The sequence below is a fragment of the Paraburkholderia sp. RL17-368-BIF-A genome, from assembly GCF_046054045.1.
Taxonomy (GTDB): Bacteria; Pseudomonadota; Gammaproteobacteria; order Burkholderiales; family Burkholderiaceae; genus Paraburkholderia; species Paraburkholderia graminis.
Window position 1 is genome coordinate 1 of the sequence record NZ_JARESN010000010.1, and the last position, 21,292, is coordinate 21,292.

Here is a 21,292-nt window from a genome sequence, read left to right on the forward strand (position 1 = left end):
GCTCCCCAGCAGTGTCAGAAACCCCACCCCGCAAAGGTGGGGTTTCTGCGTTTACAGCGCGGAATAAACGGCGGAACAAAGGGCGGCAAAATACGGAGCGCCGTCACGGCCCGCCCATGCGCAGAGCGCCCGCATAGCCGGTCAGCTCCAGCCAACCGAATGCGGCCGTTAGCCGCCCACGAGTCGCCAGTCTTTGTCAGTATGACTTCGATTTTCCGCGAGTTCATAACTCAGTGAATATCGGTTGTATGCCGCTACCACGCTGCATAGCGGTATTATCGCGAGGCGAATCGCCGGCCTCGGCCAGATAGTCCCAAAGCACTGCAGCCTCGATGAGGCTTCACAAAAGCGGTGATACGGTGCCGCAAGTGACAAATTCAGGACTGCACGTTCGCGCAATTCCACTCGACTTTTGCAGCGATTCCAGCCGGGGATCAGTACGATGGTGGATATAGCATAGGTGCATCGTCTACGTGCGTCTTTGCGCCATCGAGAACTATTGGAAATAGCGCGGCGCGCCTTAGACCGTTGAACACAAGCATGTCGGCAAGCTTAAGCTCGCCATCCGGAGCCGATAGAGTTTTCCCGGCTGCGTTTTACGCATTAGTGTTGAGCGAACTCGAGCGTCACAGCCGTCGCTTCCTGCTACGCCACGCGAGCTCAACAATCGTCCGCAAGTCATTCAGTGGCTTTTGTCCGGTCGCAACCGGACAAAAGCCACACGTACGAGTGGCACGCATAGATGAATGACACCCACGGGCGACGCGATCTTTAAGGCGATAAGGGACGCGTCATGTTTGCGACGAAGTCATTTGCGAACGCAGTCGCATTCTGAACTTAGTGCTGGAGGCTCTGCATCGTCGACATGACTAACGCGACGTCGACTCAATCGCAACGACGACTGCGAAACCTCGCGCCGCGCAGACGCGTCATGCCCGATATTCAAGACAGAGCGCATCAGCAATATCGGAAGATATGTCGTTAGTGCTGCAAGATGCGCAGAGAGCGGAGGACCACCCGCATCGGCTGCAACTTGCTTTACGCTGGCATAGGCGGCTGCGGCAAGCAGTAATCAATGTTGCCGACGCAGCGAAGGAAAGGTGTAACCGGCCGCAAAGCGGTGCAAGCTCGAGACCGCTACAAAAAGCGCAAGGCCGGTGAAAAGAGCGCGAGACCGACGCCAGCGGCATTGCCGCTGACGCCGGAGAGGCTCACGCTGAACTCAGCTGCCTCGTCGGACGAGCCGGATGATAAACAGCAGAATGACTGCGCCGATTACTGCGGTGATGATCGAACCGATCCAGCCGCTCCCGAGCGAGATGTGCAGCACGCGGGCGAGCCAACCGCCGACGAACGCGCCAACGATCCCGACGATGATGTCGACGATAAGCCCGAACCCACCACCTTTAACGAGCACGCCAGCAAGCCAGCCTGCGATCGCGCCGATGATAAGCCATGCAATGATGCTGTGTTCCATAATCGAGACTCCATAGTTAAGTGAACAATGCGCGGTGACAGAGCTTAGTCGAAGCTTCCTGGGCAGTCCATATTCAGGATACAGAATTAACATTGTCTCAATGTCTTGTAAGCCAGCTGTAGACCAAACGTGTACCGGCGTCTCTGGGAAATTTCCATGGTCGATGCAGACCAATCGACAAGACGATACGGAGTCCAAACGTTGACGTCCGCCATCATTAAAAACACACTATCCGAAACACCCGTATCTGCGCGCGCGGTAACGTTCTAAGCCTCGGCGCACGATACCGGTTGGCACCACGGCGCCGGTTCGAGTCCGTTCACGTCAATGAGGAATGTATGAAACGTAAAGCTCTTGGGATCGTTGCTGGTGCGTTCGTCGCCGCAGCTTCCTTTGCGTCGTTCGCTGCAGGGCTACCCGCGCCGTTTGAAGGGAGCAGCACGTTGCAGGCCGAGGGCGTGGTGAAATCCGTCGACCACGCAAGGCATTCAGTGACTGTGCGCGACCCGCAGGGTGGCGAGGCGTCGTTCGATATTACGGATACGCGAGATCTTGCGCGAATAGCTCAAGGCGGCAAAGTCCATATCCGCATGATGCGCAATGCCGTGATCAGCGTTACGCGCGGTGCTGATGGACAGGGCGCGGCCGCTGTTGCGGCGTCGATCGGGCAAGCGAAACCGGAACAGAATGTCAGTGCAGAAGTCCAGGCGATTGACCACGCGTCCGGTGTCATGGCATTGAAAGGGCCGAACGGAGCCGTGTTCCACATTCAGGGCCGCGACCCGGCAAAACTCGTCAATGTAACGCCGGGGATGCAGGTGTTGGTCGCGTTCGCGCCGCAAGTCAGTGTCGCCGTGGCGCCCGTGCAGTAAAGCGCATATTCATGTTGCGTCCATAGCGATTGACTGGCGTCCCAACAAAAAAAGGCGTAGTCCTTTCAGCGTCACAGTCGCCTTCGCTAGATTCCTGCCTTAGTCTGGCTGGCCGGGCACAAGGCGCAATCGTGTGATTTCTGATGGTGCGCCGAGCCGTTTTGGCGGTCCCCAATAGCCGGTGCCGCGACTCGTGTACACCCACAGCCCGTTCAGGCGAGCGAGGCCGGCGGTGAAGGGTTGCTGAAACCGCACAAAAAAATTCCACGGGAAGAACTGACCACCGTGTGTATGACCTGAGAGCTGCAGTGTAAAGCCCGCTTCAGCGGCTGCTTCGGCGGACCGTGGCTGGTGGGCGAGAAGTACCTTGATCAGCACGTCGCCTGGTGCGTCCGCGATTGCGGCCATTGGGTCACTGCGGTGAAGGGGATCATAATGGCCGGCTGAATAGTCGGTCACGCCGGCAATTATGGCGCGGGCGCCGTCGTGCTCGACCACCACATGCTCGTTCAGTAGCACGTGGAGTCCGAGCCGACGGAACTCGTCGATCCATGCATTGGCTCCCGCGTAGTACTCGTGGTTGCCTGTAACAAGGTATGCGCCGTGACGCGCAGTCAACCGCGAGAGCGGCTGGGTGTGGTGAGTCAACTGCGGCACGCTGCCGTCTACGACATCGCCCGTTACGGCTATGAGGTCAGGCTTCAGACGATTCACTGCGTCGACGATAGCGTCGACATAGCGCCGTTTGATGGTTGGGCCCACATGAATGTCGCTGATCTGAACGATGGTGAAGCCGTCAAGGGCAGCGGGCAAGTCGTCGATCGGGACCTCGATTGTCACGACTCTTGCGCGACGGCGGGCGTTAAAGAGGCCGATCAGCGTCGACAGTAATGCAAGCAATGGCACAGCTGCCGCAGTGCCGGTTCGCCAACGTTCGAGAGGGATCGTGCCAGGCCGCATCGCGTCCACGGTCATGAGTGAGGCGAGGGTCAGGTCGCGCACAAACGTCAGCACGAGCAGCGAGGAGAAGAAACCCATCGCCAGCAAGCCGACCCACGCTAGCCGATCGCCCAGCGGCTGCTGTTTGATGGTGCGCGCGAGCATGCCCAGTGGAATCACAAAGACGGACAGCACAAGCCACAACCCCGATAGCCAGCGGACAGTGATGCTCACCGGCATGTCGGGGATCAGGCGGAAGCCCACATAGATGTGCAGCAGAATGCCAATAAAGATGAGGCGTACAAGAAACGATGAGCGGCGCATAGGGAAGGTGAGGGCGGGTAAGAGCCGGCGAGCATGAGCCGAACGGCGGCGGCCAGTTGCCGTAGCGACGCGGCTAGCGACCAAGGCTAGGGCGAAGGCCATTCTACCGGCATGCGCGCTCGTGCGCAGACGGCCGCAAAAACACTGAGCGTGCAAAGCGACGCCAGCTTGTATTGCTGCGCAGCAGTGCTGTTGAGACATGCAACGGGCGTGCTCAATCCAGGGTCTCTGGCGTGTCTAGAAGGTCCGCAAGTTCCCGGATAACCCTAATTAAATGGGCTTTGAATTGCCGATGCGGGTGGAGTATTCTGGAAGTGAGCCGGTCGGCATCAAGAGCCGCTGCCAAATCGACTGACCAAACAGCGGCCCGGCTCGATTGTTGTTATCGCCTGGAACGGCGAGGCGGGAGGCGATCATGAAACTGCTCGGATCAGGCCATCGTTTTCATCACGGGGACTCTGCGCACCGCGCGCATCACGTTGGATATGAGGGCAGCCATGTCATGCTCCCTCTCGTTGGCATATCGGTGATGGCGTTGGGTTTGTATCTCGGCGTGCGCAACGTCGACTTCTCCGAACTAGGCAAGAGCGCGCTCTTCTACATCGTCATGCTATGCGTCGCGCTCGGTATCGCGGGGCTTTTCGGCGTGGTCGGCGCGTGGCTCCGTTCGAATGGCGACGGCACAGAAGAGAATTTCTGCTTTGTCGGCGCAGTGATCGGCGTGGTGGTGTTCTACATCGCGATCTTCAGCTAAAGCGGCGCTTCACTCTATCCGCGCGGCTTCGTCAAAGCTGAAGCGCGGGCTGCGCGGAAACAGAGTCGACGCATCGCCGTAGCCGAGGTTGACCAGGAAGTTCGACCTCACTGTCGTGCCCGCGAAAAACGCCTCGTCCACTTTCGCCGCGTCAAAGCCTGACATTGGGCCAGTGTCGAGGCCGAGCGCGCGGGCCGCCAGAATCAGGTAGCCGCCCTGCAGCGTCGAGTTGCGAAATGCGGTTTCGGCGATCGCCTTGTCGTTACCAGCGAACCAGCTCCGAGCGTCGGCGTGCGGGAAAAGCTTAGGCAGATGCTCATAGAACGCCATGTCCATTGCGACAATCGCCGTAACCGGTGCCGCCATTGTTTTATCGACATTGCCGGCTGACATTGCCGGCCGCAGCTTCTCCTTGGCCGCCGCGCTTTTCACAAAGACGAAACGGCCCGGGCTCGAGTTGGCCGATGTGGGGCCGAGCAGCGTGAGTTCGAGAAGTTGACCGAGCAGCGCGTCATCGACGGGTTTCGGCTGCCAGGCGTTGTGCGTGCGCGCTTGGCGGAACAGTTGGTCGAGTGCTTGATCCGAAAGAGTCATGATGGTTGTCCACTCAAGGAACCGATACTGGAAGCGCGTTGGCGGGAAGAAGTCTGCGGAATGAAAACTTCGGCAGGCGGCGCCATAGACGCATCCGCAACGCGCACTAATAGCGCCAGCAGGCGGGAACCGAAGCCGCAGGCGGCCGCAGTCGAGCAGCGACAGTAGCGCAACGAAGCCACAACGAAGCTGCGGTGAAGTGGCAAGAGACCACAACGAAGCCGCAGTAAAGCCGCGACAAGACTGCCGTGAAGCCGCCACGATGCCGCGAAACTCCTAACGGCCATTGCAGCCATAATAGCCAACGTTCTACCGCCGCGCTGCGCTCGCACACACAAACATGACGGATCTTTTCAATGATCTTCCGGCTCCCGACGTCGACTGGTATCCCGACTGGCTGGCGCCCGAAACGGCCGAGCAGTTCCCCGCGCGACTCATCGTCGAAGTGGAATGGCGGCAGGACACCATGGGCACGCCCGGCGGTCGCGTCGCGCTGCCGCGGCTGACGGCATGGCAGGGCGACGCCGACGCTGTGTATGTCTATTCCGGTATCCGTAACGAACCTCAACCGTGGACAGCAGCCGTCGCCGAACTGAAGGCCGATGCTGAGGCGGCTTGCGGAGCCCGATTCAACAGCGTCCTGCTCAACCGCTACCGAAGCGGCGCGGACAGCATGGGCTGGCATGCCGACCGCGAGCCGGAACTGGGACCGGAACCGGTAATTGCATCGGTGAGCTTGGGCGCGGCACGCACATTCGACTTGCGGCACAACAAGACCGGCGCCGTCCAGTCGTTCTCGCTCAAAGGCGGCAGCTTGCTGGTCATGAAGGGCAAGACACAGGCGGAATGGCGGCATCGGGTGCCGAAAGAGCCACGGGTTGTCGGCGAACGCATTAATTTGACTTTCCGGTGGGTTGCGCCTCATACGCGGGCCGGCAGACCGTCGCGCGGCTAAATCCAGCGGCGATGTGCACCTGCAAGTTCTTCGCCGGGACCGGACCCGCCGCAGGCAGACCCACGGCAGACCCACGGCAGACCTACGGCAAGACCTACGGCAAGACCTACGGCAAGACCTACGGCAAGACCTACGGCAAGACCTACGGCAAGACCTACGGCAAGACCTACGGCAAGACCTACGGCAAGACCTACGGCAAGACCTACGGCAGACCCGCCGCAGACCCCCGGCAGACCCCCGGCAACCCGACTGCAAGCGGACCCAACACAGCCCGCACCCTGACGCATGCCGACGCAAATGCACCGACGCGCCTCGACGCACGGCAGGCACCCGAACCACCCATCTCAACTTCACCCTGCGACCTGCCAACCAGGCGACGCACGGCTCGACTCGCCAATGTAAGCGCATAAAAACCAGCAACGACCAGCCGACCCCCAAGCCGTAACCACCACGTCAACTACCGCGCACACCCGCACAGCCCCCATCCCCGTCTATACCAAAATTGATATTGCTCCCGCGAATCATATGATTGGACTGTTAACGCCCGGCACACTACGCTACATCACGATCCACGCTTCGCGGCGGCCGCAACGGCCTGTCGGATTCGATGGATCGCCTACACAACAACGATCAGGAGACAGTCATGGCGAATACACGACGCGCCGCATGTCGTGCGTTGGGTGCGCTCGCGCTGTGCGCGGGTGTCGGCGCGCTGACGCTGGCAACCCCCGGCGCACACGCGCAGGACAAACAGATCACGCTGGGTTTCGCGCAGGTCGGCGCGGAAAGCGCATGGCGGACCGCCAATACCGAGTCGGTGAAATCCGCGGCAACCGACGCCAAGATCAAACTCAAATTCTCCGACGCGCAACAAAAGCAGGAAAACCAGATCAAGGCGATCCGCTCGTATATCGCGCAAAAAGTCGATGTGATCGCCTTCTCGCCGGTCGTCGAGTCCGGCTGGGAACCGGTGCTGCGTGAGGCGAAGGCCGCGAAGATTCCGGTGATCCTGACGGACCGCAACATCGACGTCAAGGATACCTCGCTGTACGTGACGATGATCGGCTCCGACTTCCTGGAAGAGGGACGCCGCGGCGGCAAATGGCTCGCCGATCACTATAAGGACGCACAGGGTCCCGTCAACATCGCCGAATTGCAGGGAACGGTCGGCTCCGCGCCGGCGAATGACCGGCACGCCGGCCTGATCGAAGTCATCAAGAGCGATCCGAAGTTCAAGATCATTGCGTCGCAAAGCGGCGACTTCACCTTGGCCGGCGGCAAGCAGGTGATGGAAGCGTTTATCAAGAGCTACGGCAACAAGATCAACGTGGTTTATGCGCATAACGACGACATGGCGCTCGGCGCAATCCAGGCGATGGAAGAGGCGGGCATGCATCCGGGCAAGGACGTCGTGGTCGTTTCGTTCGATGCAACCAAGGGCGGCTTCCAGGCCATGGCCGCAGGCAAGATGAATGTCGACGTGGAGTGCAGCCCGCTGCTCGGACCGCAACTGATGTCGGCGGTCAAGGACGTAGTGGCCGGCAAGCCTTTGCCGAAGCGCATCCTGACGGAAGAGACCGTGTTCCCGATGAGCGTCGCAGCGCAGACCTTGCCGACGCGAAAGTACTAGGGAAAAGTAGTTAGGCATCCTTGCAAACACACTTGCTTGCAAGCTGCGTCAGCGGGCAATAACGCAGCAACAAGCAACGAGCAGCAAGCGAAACAAGCAAGAAGAAGCAACCAGCAAACGCACACAGCCAAACCAGCACGTAACGTTTCTCCAGCGGTGCCTGACCGTCCGATTGCTTGGGCAGCGGACGGTCTCTTTTCACCCGATGTCGAAACGTGCCTCATGAAGCCACCACGGCACACAGGCACCACGGCACGCAGGCACCAGCCACCCACGCACCGCCGCTCGAGCGAGGTCTATGACGCATCCCGCTTCCGAACCCAAACCGCCGGCCACGAGCACGACAAGGTCCGCCGCCGCTGCGTCCGCCGACCACGGCGACGCGCACGAGCCGATTCTCGAAACAACCGGCGTCACGAAGACATTCCCTGGCGTGAAGGCGCTGCAGGGCGTCGATTTCCGGCTTTTCCCCGGCGAAGTCCATACGTTGATGGGACAGAACGGCGCCGGCAAATCGACGCTGATCAATGTGCTGACAGGCGTCCTCGCGCCCGACTCCGGCACGATCCGTCTCGCAGGCGAAGTCGTGGCCTTCGCGTCGCCGCAGGAAGCCGAGGCGGCAGGCGTGCGCACGCTTTACCAGGAAGTGAATCTGTGCCCGAACCTGTCGGTCGCGGAAAACATTTTTGCGGGCCGGCAGCCGCGGCGCTTCGGCGCGATCGACTGGCCCGACATCAAGCGCCGCGCACAAGCCGCGCTTGCGCGCCTCGACATCACGCTCGACGTCACACGCTCGCTCGACGCTTATCCGATCGCGGTCCAGCAGATGGTGGCGATCGCCAGAGCGCTTTCCGTCGATGCCCGTGTGCTGATCCTCGACGAGCCCACGTCGAGCCTCGACGACAGCGAGGTCGCGCAACTCTTCAAAATACTTCGGCATCTTAAGCAATCGGGTATTGCCATTCTGTTCGTCACGCACTTCATCGAGCAGACGTATGCCATTTCCGATCGCATCACGGTGATGCGCAACGGCGAACGCGAGGGCGAATATCTCGCGCGCGATTTGCCCGCCGATCTGCTCGTCTCGAAGATGGTCGGTCACGAGCGCATGAGCGAGCGGCTGCGCGAAGCCGCTCACGAAGCGTGCGATCACAGCGACGACACGCAAGACGATCACAGCGCGCCGCCGTTTATCGAACTACGCGGCCTCGGCAAGCGCGGCACTTTGCAGCCAATCGACCTCGACGTGCAGCGCGGTCAGATACTCGGACTCGCCGGGTTGCTCGGCTCGGGGCGTACGGAAACCGCGCGGCTGCTGTTCGGCGCAGACCGTGCCGACAGCGGCACGATGCTCGTCGACGGCAAGCCGGTGCGCCTGCGATCCCCGCACGATGCGGTGCGCCACGGCATTGCGTACTGCGCCGAAGATCGCAAGAAAGAGGGCATCGTCGCCGACCTGTCGATCCGCGAGAACATCCTTCTCGCGTTGCAGGCGAGGCGTGGCTGGTGGCGCAAGATCAACCGTCAGCGCGCGCGCGAGCTGGCCGATCTGTGGATCGAGCGGCTCGGCATCAAGGCTTCGGACGCGGAGCAGCCTATCGGTCTGCTGTCCGGCGGCAACCAGCAAAAAGCGCTGCTTGCGCGCTGGCTTGCGACCGATCCGAAGCTCCTGATTCTGGACGAGCCCACACGCGGCATCGACGTCGCCGCGAAATTCGACATCATGGATCGCCTGCTCGCACTGTGTGGGAACGGCCTGAGCATTCTGTTCATTTCGTCGGAGATCAGTGAAGTGCTGCGCGTCAGTCATCGGGTAGCCGTGCTGCGCGACCGCCGCAAAATTGCGGAAGTCAAAGGCACGGCATCGAACGAAGACAATATCTACCGACTCATCGCGGGGAGCGGCGAATGAAGCTATCGAACTGGCTCGCGCGTGACGGCGTCGAGCGTCCGTTGATCTGGCCATGCGTGACGTTGGCGTTGTTGTGCGCGCTCAATCTCTGGGTCAATCCGCACTTTCTGTCATTGCGTATGCTCGACGGCCATCTGTTCGGCGCGCCAATCGACGTGCTGAATCGTGCGGCTCCGCTCGTGCTCGTCGCAACGGGCATGACGCTCGTCATCGCGACGCGCGGCATCGACATTTCGGTCGGCGCAGTAGTGGCTATCGCAGGCGCGGCGGCCGCGACGATCCTCGCCACGCAACCGGTGCCGACGGGCGGCCTGATCGCTCAGGCGTTGCTCGCGGCGTTGATCGTCGGCGTGCTGAGCGGCATGTGGAACGGCGTGCTCGTGTCGTTTGTCGGTATGCAGCCGATCATCGCAACGTTGATTCTGATGGTCGCGGGACGCGGCATCGCGCAACTACTTACAGCAGGGCAAATCATTCCGATCGGCGCGCCGGGCTATCTGTTTGTCGGCGGCGGATACTGGCTGGGCGTGCCATGCTCGGTGTGGATTGCGACGCTCGCTGTGCTGGCTACCGCGGCGCTCGTCGAGGGAACGGCGCTGGGGCTCTTTATCCGCGCCATCGGTGTGAATCCGGTGGCGACTCGCCTTGTTGGCTTGCGCTCGAAAGCGCTGGTTTTTGCGGTGTATGGATTCTCGGGATTGACGGCGGCAATGGCGGGCATTCTCATCAGCTCGAACGTGCGCAGCGCCGACGGCAACAACGCCGGCCTGCTCCTGGAGCTCGACGCGATTCTCGCGGTGACGCTCGGCGGCACGTCGCTGCTCGGCGGCCGCTTTAGTCTCGCAGGCACGGTGCTCGGGGCGCTGATCATTCAGACGCTAACGTACACGACGTATTCGATCGGCGTGCCGCCAGAAGCGACGCTGGTCGTCAAGGCAGCGGTCGTGCTGGCGGTGAGCGTTATTCAGTCGCCGGCTGCGCGAGCGCTCGCGGTTTCGTTCGGGATGCAGATTATCAAGCAACGCGGGGTGGCACGATGAGACGATTGTTCGCAGCGTGGGCGCATATCGTCGATCCGCGCACCTTGCCCATCGCGGTTACGATCCTGCTGTTCTGCGCGCTGTTCGGCTTCGGCTCGGTCATGTACACCGGCTTTTTCTCGTGGCAGGTGCTGCTCGATCTACTGGTGGATAACGCGTTCCTGCTGATTGTCGCCATCGGCATGACGTTCGTGATCGTGTCGGGCGGGATCGATCTGTCCGTCGGTTCCGTCGTTGCGCTCACTACGATTGTAGAAGCGGTATTGTCCGAGCGGCTGCATCTGTCGGTATGGATCATTCTGCCGATCGTTCTTCTGATGGGCACCGTGTTCGGCGCCGTGCAGGGCGCGCTGATTCACTTCTTTCGTTTGCAGGCGTTTATCGTGACGCTCGCCGGCATGTTCTTCGCGCGCGGCTTGTGTTTCCTGATCACCACGCAGTCGATCACGATCACCGATCCGACTTTCCACGCGATCTCCGCCTTCCGGCTCGATATCGGCGTCGGCTCCGTGACCGCGAACGTGCTAATCGCGTTCGTCGCGCTCGTCGGCGCCATTTTTATCGCGCACTTCACGCGCTTTGGCCGCAATGTGTACGCGGTGGGCGGCAATGCCCGCTCCGCGCTATTGATGGGCTTGCCGGTCGCGCACACGCGCATCGGCGTGTATGCGCTGAGCGGCTTCTGCTCGGCGCTCGGTGGCGCGGTGTTCACGTTCTATGTGCTGTCCGGCTACGGCTTGCAAGGGCAGGGCATGGAACTCGACGCGATTGCCGCGACCGTGATCGGCGGAACGCTGCTGACGGGCGGCGTCGGCTATGTGGTCGGATCGCTGTTCGGCGTCGGCATTCTGGGCACCATCCAGACGCTGATTACGTTCGACGGCACGCTCAGTTCCTGGTGGACCCGCATCGTGATCGGCGCGCTGCTGTGCGCTTTCTGCCTGCTGCAGCGGCTGATCGAACGGCATGCGAAGTCAGTGCGGCGTCCCGGCGGCACCGGCGCGGTCGTCACGTCGGGACGCGAACGCGCGCATGGAGAAGCGTCGGCAGCAACCGACTCGCATGTGATAGGCCGCGCGCCCGAACAGGCTTGAGCCTCGCACTAAAGAGGGTGGCAGGGGCGCGCTTTTTTAGTCGTCGAGCGCCCGGCCTCGCGTTTCCGGCAGCGTAAGCGCGGCGAGAATCACGATTCCATAGGCCGCCGCCGCGAATGCGCCGATTGCGTGGCCGAGCGTCATCGTTTGCGACACGTAGCCGATCAGGAACGGGAAGGTCGCACCGACAGCGCGGCCGAAGTTGTAGCAAAAGCCCTGGCCCGAACCGCGAATGCGCGTAGGAAACAGTTCGGTCAGGAACGCACCCATGCCTGAAAAAATACCGGACGCGCAGAACCCGAGCGGGAAGCCGAGCATCAGCATCGAGAAGTTATCTAGCGGAAGCTGCGTGTAGATCGATGCAATCGCGCACGAAGCGAGGGCGAACGCAATGAACGCGCGCTTGCGGCCAATACGGTCGCTCACATACGCACCCGTCAGATACCCGCAATACGATCCGACGATCACGACGCCAAGATAACTGCCGGTGCCGATCACGCTCAGGTGCCGCTCCGTCTTCAGATACGTCGGCAGCCACGTCGTCACCGCGTAGTAGCCGCCTTGCACACCCGTCGCGAGAATGGACGCGCGCAATGTCGTCCAGACGATGTCGCCGCGGAAAATATCGAGCAGCGCAGGACGCGCCTGCGCCGCATCCTGCGCCTCTTTCTGCCGCCGATGCACCTCCGGTTCTTCGACGAAGCGGCGAATCCAGATCACGAACGGCGCAGGCGCGATGCCGATCGCGAACAGCACGCGCCACGCGTAGTCGGCGGGAACGAGCGAGAAGACGGCCATGAAGAGCAGCGTCGACACGCCCCAGCCAATCGCCCATCCCGCCTGCACGAGCCCGACCGCCTTGCCGCGGTCGCGTGCGCGAATCACTTCGCCGATCAGCACGGCGCCTGCCGTCCATTCGCCGCCGAAGCCGAGCCCCATCAATCCTCGCGCCCACAGCAACTGTGAGAAGTTCTGCGCGAGCGCGCACGCCAGCGTGAAAACGGCGAACCAGAGGATCGTGATCTGCAAGGTCTTCACTCGTCCGACGCGATCGGACAGTACGCCCGCTGCCCATCCGCCCACCGCGGAACTCAGCAGCGTGACGGTGCCGATCAGTCCCGCGTCGCCGCGCGTGATGCCCCACGTCGCGATCAGTGTCGGAATCACGAAGCTCAGGAACTGCGTGTCCATTGCGTCGAGCACGTAGCCGATCTTGCAACTCCAGAACGCACGCTTCTCGGCCGCGGAGATCCGCCGATACCATGCGAACGGGCCTTTCCCCGCGTCGGACGCGCCGTAGCGCTCGGCGTCCGCGGTCAACTGCGCTTCGGTTTCCATGCTTGAACTCCGGTCGTCGTGATGGACCGCGTCTTCGCGCGCGGCTTGCGGATGAAAATAGCGCCGCGCTAGATTACGGCGAGCGTGGTGTTGAGGATGTCGGTGACGAGCATGTGCCCCGGCTTGTGCGCGATCGCAAACGGCAAGCGCGCGCTTTCTATCGCGGCTTGCGGTGTGACGCCGCACGCCCAGAACACAGGCAGTTCGTCGTCGCGCACGTCGACCGCATCGCCGAAATCGGGCCGCGACAGATCGCGAATGCCGATCAACGACGCATCGCCGATATGGACCGGCGCGCCGTGCACAGCAGGAAAGCGGCTCGTGATCTGAATCGCGCGGATGGCGTCGGCGGCTTTCATCGGACGCATGGAAACAACGCGATTGCCGCCGAACACGCCGGCGCGCACATTGGGCTCGCGCGTTCGATACATCGGCACATTGACCTGCTGTTCGATATGACGCAGACCGATGCCTTCACGCCGCAGCATTTCCTCGAATGAAAACGAGCAGCCGATCGCGAACACGACGAGGTCGTCGCGCCAGAGTTCATCGAGGCTGCGCACGTCCTCCGCGCATTCGCCGTGGCGATACACATAGAACGCCGGCACGTCGTTGCGAATGTCGAGATCCGCGCCGAGTGCGGGCACGCGCCACGCGCCCGGTTCGCCGATGCCGAGCAACGGACACGCCTTCGGGTTGAGCGTGCAAAAACGCAGGAAATCGCCAGCGTATTGCTGCGGAAGAATGGCGAGATTGGCTTGCGCATAGTCGCCGCAATAACCCGCGGTGGGACCGGACAGGCGGCCACTGCGTACTTGCTGGCGAAACTCGGATGGCGTGTAGGACATGAACTGCTCGACTGGAATTGACGGGACTGGCCTTCTGATGCGTTCCAGATTAGTAACGTCAAAAATATCGATCCATCGAGTTTTTCTTGCGTTTCGTTAAATTAAACTTAACGGCGGCGCGACCCGTTTTCCGGCGATGATCGTATGCCTCATTCGCGTCTCATTCGCGCCTCATTCGTTATCGCGAGATCTCATGCAATGAATACCCGCTTCGTCGAAACGTTTCTCACGCTCGCGCGGCTCGGCAGTTTTCGCGCGACGGCGACCGCGATGCACGCCACGCCCGCCGCGATTTCGTTGCGTATCAAGGCGCTGGAATCCGAGCTTGGCGTCGAATTGATCGAGCGCGACGCGCCCGAGTTCAAGCTCACGGCAAACGGCGAGCGTCTGCTCGCGCACGCGCGCTCGGTCGTGCAGGCCACGCGCTCGCTGCAACTCGCCGCGCAGGACGAAACGCAATTGGCGACGCGTCTGCGCCTCGGTGTGATCGAAACCGTCGTGCATAGCTGGCTGCCCGACTACATTCGCATGCTGAACCTCGAGTACCACCGCATCGTCGTGGACTTGACCGTGGATTCAAGCGCGGTGCTCGGCCCTCGTCTGCGCGCGGGCGAACTCGATCTCGTGATTCAGGTGGAAGAAGTGGGAGAGTTGGAGACGTCGATCGTATCCGCGCTGCTCGCGAGTTATCCGGTGCGCTGGATCGCGCGCAGCGACCTCATCCCCGCGACTCGCGCGAAGCATGCCGACACGCTGTTGAGCAAGCCGGTGCTGACGTTCGGCCGCGGCACCGCGCCGCAAATCGCCGTCGAGGCTATCGTGCAGACGCTTGCGCGCCGTGCCGGCGTGCCGTTTGCCGAGACGCAGGTGACGTGCATGCCTTCCGTGGCGGTCATCGTGAAGCTCTTGCGCGACGGCTATGGCATCGCGGCGGTGCCCGCGCTTTTCGTCGAGCCGTTTCTCGGGAGCGGAGAACTGGGGCACTTGCAGGTGCGCCCGCTGCCGCCGCCGATCAATGTAGCGATGTACTACCGCGACGATGCCGACGTCGGCGTGCTGGCGGCTGCCCGCGTCGCGCGTAATGCGTGCGATCAGTATGCGAAAGCGATGGGGCGGCAGTTGATCGAGAAGCGCTAGATCAAGCACTGCATGAAGCGCGGCTCGCTACTCGCGTTCGAGGCGCCGCCGCGCCGTCGCGGCGAGCCGTTCAAACGGAAGCGTGCTCGCTGCAAGCGCGGCCATCTCCGGATAATGCTCGCGCGCGATGTCGGTCAACACCTGGCCAGGCGGCGCCTCGATCGTGACGCGCGCACCCATTTCCTGCATCACGGTGAGCGCGTCGAACCAGCGCACGGTGTAGCGCATGTTGGTCGCGAGATCGTCGCGAATCGCATCGGCTGTATACAGCGGACGGCCGCCGCGATTGCCGATGTACACGCTTTGCGGCGCGCGAAACGGAATCGTGCGCGCATACGCGCTGAGTTCGTCGCTTGCTTGCGCGAGCAGTTCGCAATGCGAAGGAACGCTGACCGCAAGACGCGTCGCCTTGCGCGCGCCTGCATCCAGAGCGCGGTGGATGAAGCTATCGAGCGCGGTGTTCGCCCCTGCCATCACGATCTGACGCGGCGCGTTCACGTTGCCGATGTAGACGGGCGGCTCGCCTTCGTCGATGTGCCGTGCGGCGAGCGCGGCGAGTTCATGCTCCGTCAGTCCCGACACAGCCGCGAGACCGTAGCCCGATGGATACGCCGCTTCCATCAGTTCCGCGCGGCGGCGGACCATCTTCAAAGCGTCGGGGAAAGGGAGCGCGCCGCAGCTCACCGCCGCCGGGTACGCGCCCACCGACAAACCGGCGCTCAGGTCCGGCGTCAGTCCTTCATCCGCGAGGGCACGCGCGATCGCCACGCCTGCGACGGTCAGTCCGCATTGCACGGCAACAGTCGAGCGCAACGCATCGGGCGTGTCGAGTGTGAGCACGTCGGCGCCTAGCACGCTGGACGCCTCATCGAGTGTTGCGCGCACGGCGGGATGCGACGGCAGCCGATGCAGAAAGCCGTCGCTCTGCGCGCCCTGGCCTGGGAAGATCAGCGCGAGCATCAGAGTTCCGTCCGATGAACGCAGACCCACGGATCGGCAAGCAATTGCGGGCCGCTTGCATGACGCGCCATCACGCGTGGCTTGCCGGCGGCCCACTCGGCGAGCGCGACGCCGCCTGCTGGTGTCTCGAGTTGCGCGTCGATGCGAATGCCGGTTTCGCGCGCGAGCGTTTGCAGATAGCTCAGCAAGTCCGCCGCGCATTCACGCGACAAACGTTCCGGTGTCCGAATCAATAGATCGAGATCGCTCGATTGCGTGACTGCTGCCGTTTGCGTGGCGAGTTCGAAACCAACGCTGCCGGTCGGGCCCCAGACAAGCGCGTTGAGTGCGCTTTGTGCATCCCGTTGCAACCGGGCGAACGCGACGAACGCGGGCAACGCGGCGCGCGTTGCATCGGGCTCGTTTCGCACCAACGCCTCGGGCGAAACGGCTTCGACAATATCCGTCGATGCGGCCCACGTGCCGTACCGCTGAGACCGCTGCGCGCCGCGCAAGCCGATCGCAACGAAGCCGGGCGCGGCGAGCGCGCGCCGCACGACCGCATACGGCGCGCGCTCGAACGCATCGCGCACCCAGTCGGGTTCGCCGTCGAATGCAGCGAGGCGCCGCAAGCGCAGCAAGTCATGCGCGCGCCAGCGTTCGTCGCACGACGCAGCGGCCTCGCTTGCAAACGGCGGCGCGGCGCAGATCGGCATTACACGGCATCCCATTGCTCGGCGAGACGCCGCCGCACTTCGATGGACGCCGCGCGGTTCTTCTGCGCCGCCGCGGATTCGAGCCGACGCGCAAGCGTGCGGCTGCCGGCGCGCGCACTGCCGATCTGTTCGCACAACACCTGCTGCACGCGCGCGATCTGCGCGGCGTCCGGCGCGTCGGCGCCGATACCTTCGATCAATTGATCGAGCAGACCGAGCTTCGCGAACGAGGCCATCGAGTAAGACATCGGCACGATCGTCTCGCCGAGCGCGTCGAGCGCCTCGACCGTGCGGCGCGTGACGCGCGCGGCGGCTTCCTTGCCCATCGCGTGAACCATCGTGCCGGGCGCGTCGAGCGCGACGATGCGATTGGCCTGATAACCGTGCGCGAGGAACGCGCCCGACATCGCCGGTCCGACGATCAGCGCGATCACCGGATGTCCCGCATCGCGGGCCGACGCATACGCGTCGACCGCGGCGGCGCACGCGAGATGAATGCCGAGCATTTCCTCGCGATAGCCGTACGCCTGGCTCTTCACATCGACGATCGCGACGATCGGACGACGCGTGGCGCTTGCCGCATCGTCGGCGATCACTTCGCGAACGGCTCGCGCGAGCAGCCAGCCCTGTTCGAGTCCGACGACGTTGTCGGTCGCGCGCGGAAAGCGGTTGGCGGCGTCGGGCACGACCGTGATGAAGCGGGCGGTTTCGCCGCCGAGCGGCGCGTCGGCGCTCCACACGGGCGCCGCGTTGCGGGATTCGCCGGCGAGCGCATGGAACCAGCGCGCGCCGCGGCTCAGTGAGGTGTCGCTCATGCTTGCTCCTTGCGTGACTGGGATTGTGGCGCGTGGGTCGCTTCGGCTGCATAGACCTCGCGCATGCTCTCCGGCGTGACGCTCGCCGGATCGATCCGCGCGAGCCGCTGCAAGAACGCGTCGACCTGTTCGCTGCGATGCGCGGCCGGCACGCCTTGCACGAACGCGGCATGCACGGCGGCGCGCACGTCCGCGGCGTCGTCGTCCACGAGCCGGTCCGCGAGCGAACTCGCCACGCGCTGCTCGCCGCCGATCAACTGCCACACGCGGCGCCGGTCGGACGCATCCAGTTCGTCGATGCCCGCTTCCTGCTCGATCACTTCGGGCCCGTTCATGCCGAGCCGTCCCTGCTTCGTCACGACCAGATACGAGCACAACGCCGCGGCCAGCGACATGCCGCCGAAGCAGCCCACCATGCCCGCGATCACGCCGACCACCGGCACATGCCGGCGCAGCGCGACGATGGCCGCCTGCATCTCGGCGATTACGGCGAGGCCCAGGTTGGCTTCCTGAAGCCGCACGCCGCCGGTTTCGAACAGCACGACCGGCCGCACGATCTTGCCGCGCTCGCAATCGCGCAACGCCATCTCGAGCGCGGCGGCGATCTTGCTGCCCGACACTTCGCCGATGCTGCCGCCCTGGAACGCGGACTCGATCGCAGCGATCACGGCGGGCTCGCCGTCGATCGTGCCGCGCGCGATCACGCAGCCGTCATCGGCCTGGCACACGACGCCTTGCAGCGGCAGCCACGGCGATTCGATCCTGTCGAACGGGCCGAGCAGTTCGCGGAAGCTGCCTGGGTCGAGCAGCGCGCGGGCGCGCTCACGCGCGGGCAACTCGATGAAGCTCTCGCGCAGCAGCGGCGCGGCATGCACAGTCGCGGGCGTGCTCATGCGTCGTCTCCCTGTTCCGCGGCCTCGACCGCTTCCGCGAGCCGCAATGCGACCACACCCGGCGTCGCGCCGAAGTCGTTGATTTCGATTTGCGCGGCGCCGTCGTAGCGGGTGAAAAAGCGGTCCAGCACGCTTTTCCAGATATGGCTGTAGCCGTCGACGCTCGTGCGCACGACGACATGTGCAGCGAGCGCGTTCGGATTATCGGTGGGCGAGAGCAACACTTCCAGATCGCCCGAACCCACCACGCCGACGTGCGCGCGGGCCGTGACGGCGCGTTGCGCCGGATAGTCGAAGGTCAGATGTTCCATGAGGCTCAGCTCCCGCTGACGTCGTGATGCGCCAGCATGTCGAGGAAAAGGGTGGCGGCGAGCAGATCGGCTGCGCCGCCGGGCGATGCGTTGAGCGACAGCAAGTCGCGTTCGAGCGCGGCGAGTGCGTCACGGCCTGCGCGTGTCGAACTGCCGCCGGCTTGCAGCACGCGCCGCGCGCCGTGCTGGCCTGCATGCAAGCCTGCGAGACCCGCGCGATGCAGCAGGCAGGTGTCGTCGAGCGAGGCCATGATGGAGAGCAGGGCGTCGACGCGCGCGGCATCTTCGGCAATGCCGCGCTCGCGTGCCGCGATCAGCGCCGGCAAGCCGACGGCGATCACATGCGGGAAGCCTTCCTGCGCCTCGCGGCGCGCGCCGCCGACCTGATAGCGTTGACGCGCGCGTTCGCCGTGACTGTCGGTGGCGGCTGCGAAGCGATCGGGGAAGCAGGCGATCTGCGCGGCTCGCCGGCAGATCGCCGAGGGGTCGAGCCGGAGCGCGGCATCCGCGAACGACGCGCCCGCGACCAGCAGCCCGACGATCCAGATCGCGCCGCGATGCGCGTTGCTGCCGCCGGTCGCGCGCAGCATGTCCTGCTCGCCCGCGCGGCCGATTTGCGCGAGTTCGGTGCGCAATAGCGCCGACGGCTCGCCGCGCCGCCGCGCCGTGCGCGCGAGCGCGGCGAAGGTCGGCTCGAGCGCGTGCGCCGAGCGTCGCATGATGGCGAGGTCGAGATCGCGATGCGCGCCGCTGCCGCGCCGGTCGACGAGCGCGGGCTTCGGCGTGAGTTCGGCTTCGTCGATCAGCGCGGTCACGGCGTAATGGGCAAGTTGCGAGTCAGGGCATGAGTCTTGTGCGCGCTTCGCGACACGTTCGTCAGAAGCAGCGGCCGCTGTCGTGACCGGATGCAGAGCTTGCGTGGCTCGGCCATACGGCGCGTCCCCGCGCTCGGTCCAGGCACACGCTCGCGCGAGCGGCTCGGGCATCTCTATCGCGGACACGCATGGCACGTCTTCGCGCTCCAACAAAGCAGCGGCTCTCATCACCAACTCCTGAAGCGCGCCGGCGGCGCGTACAAACCGCCCGACCAGGTGACGAGATCGTCGATGCTGCGTGCCGCGAGCAGCGAACGCTTCGCTTCGCCGCGCCGAATGCCGAGATCTTCCGGATACGCGACGATGCCGCGCCGGCGCAACTCCGCCGTCTTTTCCGGCTTCGCGCGCAGGCCGATCGGCGTCACGCCGGCGACCGCGGCAATCGCCGCGCGCCGTTCGTCGATGCCCTCGGCCTTGTGCAGATGCGCGATGCCTTCCTCGGTGACGACGTGGCTCACGTCGTCACCGTAGATCATGACGGGCGCGATCGGCATGCCGTTTTTCGCGCCTACCGCGACCGCGTCGAGTTCATCGACGAAAGTCGGTTCGCCGCCTTTCTTGTACGTCTCGGCCAGTTGCACGACGAGCTTTTGGCCGCGCGACACGGGCCCCTGATCTTTCAGCAGCTTGAGCCACGCTTCGCTCGAATGACGCCGGCCGCGCGGATCGTGACCCATGTTGGGCGCACCGCCAAAGCCGGCGAGGCGGCCGCGCGTGACCGTCGACGAATTGGCGTCCGCGTCGATCTGCAGCGTCGAGCCGATGAATAGATCGACCCCATATTGCCCGGCCAGTTGGCACAGCACGCGGTTCGAGCGCAGCGTGCCGTCGCTGCCGGTGAAGAACACGTCGGGGCGCGCCTCGATATACGCCTCCATGCCGACCTCGCTGCCGAAGCAATGGATGCTGTCGACCCAGCCCGATTCGATCGCGGGAATCATCGTGGGATGCGGATTGAGCGTCCAGTTGCGGCAGATTTTGCCCTTAAGGCCGAGCGACTCGCCGTAAGTGGGCAGCAGCAGTTCGATGGCCGCAGTGTCGAAGCCGATGCCGTGATTCAGCGACGTAACGCCGTACGGTTCGTAGATGCCGCGTATCACCATCATCGCGGTCAACACCTGGAGGTCGCCGATATGGCGCGGATCGCGCGTGAACAGCGGTTCGACGGCAAAGGGGCGGTCCGCCTCCACGACCACGTCGACCCACGAGCCGGGAATATCGACGCGCGGCAGTTCATCGACGATCTCATTGACCTGCACGATCACGATGCCATGACGAAACGCTGCGGCCTCGGCGATGGTGGGCGTGTCCTCGGTATTCGGACCGGTGTAGAGATTGCCGTGACGGTCGGCCTTTTCCGCGCACAGCAGCGCGACATGCGGCGTGAGGTCGACGAACATGCGCGCGTACAGTTCGACGTACGTATAAATCGCGCCGATCTCCAGTTGCCCGTCTTCGAGCAGTTGCGCGACGCGCAGGCTTTGCGGCCCGGCAAACGCAAAATCCACTTTATGCGCGATGCCGCGCTCGAACAGCGTCAGATGCTCTGGACGACTGATGCTCGAGATGAGCAGATGCAGATCGTGAAGCTTCTGCGGATCGACCTTGGCCAGCGAGCGCGACAGGAAGTCGGCCTGCTTCTGGTTGTCGCCTTCGAGCGCGACGCGGTCGCCGGGCTGGATCAGCGTCTCGAGCGCATCGACGATGCGCGCGGACGGCAGCACGCCGTCTTCGAGCCACGGCGCGATGGCCGCGAGGCGGCGCTTTTTTTCGTCGCGGCGCGTGGTCCACGAACGTGCGGCGGATGGTGCTTCGGCGGGTGCGTTCAT

The 21,292-nt window shown here is 63.6% G+C and carries 22 protein-coding genes; 9 read left to right on the plus strand and 13 right to left on the minus strand.

The annotated features are described in order from the left end of the window. Positions 1-1,222: 1,222 nt before the first annotated feature. Positions 1,223-1,477, minus strand: a complete 255-nt coding sequence (locus P0D87_RS18200; RefSeq protein ID WP_006053258.1) for a GlsB/YeaQ/YmgE family stress response membrane protein — start codon at positions 1,475-1,477, stop codon at positions 1,223-1,225. A gap of 338 nt (positions 1,478-1,815) precedes the next feature. Here P0D87_RS18200 and P0D87_RS18205 point away from each other — a divergent pair, with 338 nt between their 5' ends. Then, positions 1,816-2,349, plus strand: coding sequence for a hypothetical protein (locus tag P0D87_RS18205; protein WP_029971822.1), 534 nt, complete (start codon positions 1,816-1,818; stop codon positions 2,347-2,349). Between the two features lie 99 nt (positions 2,350-2,448). On the opposite strand, the gene P0D87_RS18210 is transcribed toward P0D87_RS18205, so the two are convergent. Both P0D87_RS18210 and P0D87_RS18215 read right to left on the minus strand, forming a co-directional pair. Next, positions 2,449-3,612: a metallophosphoesterase gene (locus P0D87_RS18210; RefSeq protein WP_053860846.1), complete on the minus strand. Its 1,164-nt coding sequence runs from the start codon at positions 3,610-3,612 to the stop codon at positions 2,449-2,451. Between the two features lie 270 nt (positions 3,613-3,882). Beyond that, a complete protein-coding gene (locus P0D87_RS18215) occupies positions 3,883-4,029 on the minus strand; it encodes a hypothetical protein (RefSeq protein WP_171800573.1) in 147 nt (48 codons plus the stop codon). On the opposite strand from P0D87_RS18215, the gene P0D87_RS18220 reads away from it, so the two are divergent. Next, a complete protein-coding gene (locus P0D87_RS18220; RefSeq protein ID WP_006053255.1) occupies positions 4,028-4,366 on the plus strand; it encodes a hypothetical protein in 339 nt (112 codons plus the stop codon). The genes P0D87_RS18215 and P0D87_RS18220 overlap by 2 nt on opposite strands. A 9-nt stretch (positions 4,367-4,375) precedes the next feature. Here P0D87_RS18220 and P0D87_RS18225 read toward each other — a convergent pair whose 3' ends face one another. After that, complete coding sequence (locus P0D87_RS18225) at positions 4,376-4,960, minus strand: malonic semialdehyde reductase (RefSeq protein ID WP_053860217.1); 585 nt, start codon at positions 4,958-4,960, stop codon at positions 4,376-4,378. A gap of 340 nt (positions 4,961-5,300) precedes the next feature. Here P0D87_RS18225 and P0D87_RS18230 point away from each other — a divergent pair, with 340 nt between their 5' ends. From P0D87_RS18230 to yjfF, 6 genes are all read left to right on the plus strand, one after another. Further along, the gene (locus P0D87_RS18230) at positions 5,301-5,915 is read left to right on the plus strand and encodes an alpha-ketoglutarate-dependent dioxygenase AlkB family protein (protein ID WP_053860218.1); all 615 of its coding nucleotides are present in this window, start codon (positions 5,301-5,303) and stop codon (positions 5,913-5,915) included. Positions 5,916-5,926: 11 nt separating this feature from the next. Then, positions 5,927-6,325 (plus strand): hypothetical protein, encoded by a 399-nt coding sequence (locus tag P0D87_RS18235; RefSeq protein WP_408636985.1) that lies wholly within the window; start codon positions 5,927-5,929, stop codon positions 6,323-6,325. A 233-nt stretch (positions 6,326-6,558) separates the two neighbouring features. Next, positions 6,559-7,545, plus strand: coding sequence for an ABC transporter substrate-binding protein (locus P0D87_RS18240; RefSeq protein ID WP_006053251.1), 987 nt, complete (start codon positions 6,559-6,561; stop codon positions 7,543-7,545). Positions 7,546-7,843: 298 nt separating this feature from the next. Further along, positions 7,844-9,457, plus strand: a complete 1,614-nt coding sequence (locus P0D87_RS18245; RefSeq protein WP_053860220.1) for a sugar ABC transporter ATP-binding protein — start codon at positions 7,844-7,846, stop codon at positions 9,455-9,457. Beyond that, positions 9,454-10,497 carry an ABC transporter permease gene (locus tag P0D87_RS18250; RefSeq protein ID WP_029971816.1) on the plus strand — a complete coding sequence of 348 codons (1,044 nt, stop codon included), beginning with the start codon at positions 9,454-9,456 and terminating at the stop codon, positions 10,495-10,497. The genes P0D87_RS18245 and P0D87_RS18250 overlap by 4 nt, the downstream gene beginning before the upstream one ends. Then, complete coding sequence (gene yjfF / locus P0D87_RS18255) at positions 10,494-11,591, plus strand: galactofuranose ABC transporter, permease protein YjfF (RefSeq protein WP_053860221.1); 1,098 nt, start codon at positions 10,494-10,496, stop codon at positions 11,589-11,591. Before P0D87_RS18250 ends, yjfF begins: the two co-directional genes overlap by 4 nt. 36 nt (positions 11,592-11,627) lie before the next feature. On the opposite strand, the gene P0D87_RS18260 is transcribed toward yjfF, so the two are convergent. Beyond that, positions 11,628-12,929: an MFS transporter gene (locus P0D87_RS18260; protein ID WP_029971814.1), complete on the minus strand. Its 1,302-nt coding sequence runs from the start codon at positions 12,927-12,929 to the stop codon at positions 11,628-11,630. Between the two features lie 68 nt (positions 12,930-12,997). Continuing rightward, complete coding sequence (locus P0D87_RS18265; protein WP_053860222.1) at positions 12,998-13,777, minus strand: putative hydro-lyase; 780 nt, start codon at positions 13,775-13,777, stop codon at positions 12,998-13,000. Positions 13,778-13,975: 198 nt separating this feature from the next. On the opposite strand from P0D87_RS18265, the gene P0D87_RS18270 reads away from it, so the two are divergent. Further along, positions 13,976-14,914: a LysR family transcriptional regulator gene (locus P0D87_RS18270; protein WP_053860223.1), complete on the plus strand. Its 939-nt coding sequence runs from the start codon at positions 13,976-13,978 to the stop codon at positions 14,912-14,914. A gap of 27 nt (positions 14,915-14,941) precedes the next feature. Here P0D87_RS18270 and mdcH read toward each other — a convergent pair whose 3' ends face one another. Genes mdcH through mdcA form a run of 7 tightly spaced genes read right to left on the minus strand, consistent with a single transcriptional unit; the run spans position 14,942 to position 21,292 of the window. After that, positions 14,942-15,874: a malonate decarboxylase subunit epsilon gene (gene mdcH / locus P0D87_RS18275; RefSeq protein ID WP_053860224.1), complete on the minus strand. Its 933-nt coding sequence runs from the start codon at positions 15,872-15,874 to the stop codon at positions 14,942-14,944. Continuing rightward, positions 15,874-16,569: a malonate decarboxylase holo-ACP synthase gene (locus P0D87_RS18280; protein WP_006052383.1), complete on the minus strand. Its 696-nt coding sequence runs from the start codon at positions 16,567-16,569 to the stop codon at positions 15,874-15,876. The genes mdcH and P0D87_RS18280 overlap by 1 nt, the downstream gene beginning before the upstream one ends. Then, positions 16,569-17,384, minus strand: a complete 816-nt coding sequence (mdcE, locus tag P0D87_RS18285) for a biotin-independent malonate decarboxylase subunit gamma (protein ID WP_053860225.1) — start codon at positions 17,382-17,384, stop codon at positions 16,569-16,571. The genes P0D87_RS18280 and mdcE overlap by 1 nt, the downstream gene beginning before the upstream one ends. Beyond that, on the minus strand, positions 17,381-18,277 hold the full coding sequence (locus P0D87_RS18290; RefSeq protein ID WP_053860226.1) for a biotin-independent malonate decarboxylase subunit beta: 897 nt from the start codon (positions 18,275-18,277) through the stop codon (positions 17,381-17,383). The genes mdcE and P0D87_RS18290 overlap by 4 nt, the downstream gene beginning before the upstream one ends. Then, entirely contained in the window at positions 18,274-18,588 is a 315-nt protein-coding gene (locus tag P0D87_RS18295; protein ID WP_006052380.1) for a malonate decarboxylase subunit delta, read from the minus strand. The genes P0D87_RS18290 and P0D87_RS18295 overlap by 4 nt, the downstream gene beginning before the upstream one ends. Before the next feature lie 5 nt (positions 18,589-18,593). Beyond that, on the minus strand, positions 18,594-19,631 hold the full coding sequence (locus P0D87_RS18300; protein ID WP_149029241.1) for a triphosphoribosyl-dephospho-CoA synthase: 1,038 nt from the start codon (positions 19,629-19,631) through the stop codon (positions 18,594-18,596). Then, positions 19,631-21,292, minus strand: coding sequence for a malonate decarboxylase subunit alpha (gene mdcA, locus P0D87_RS18305; protein ID WP_053860227.1), 1,662 nt, complete (start codon positions 21,290-21,292; stop codon positions 19,631-19,633). Before mdcA ends, P0D87_RS18300 begins: the two co-directional genes overlap by 1 nt.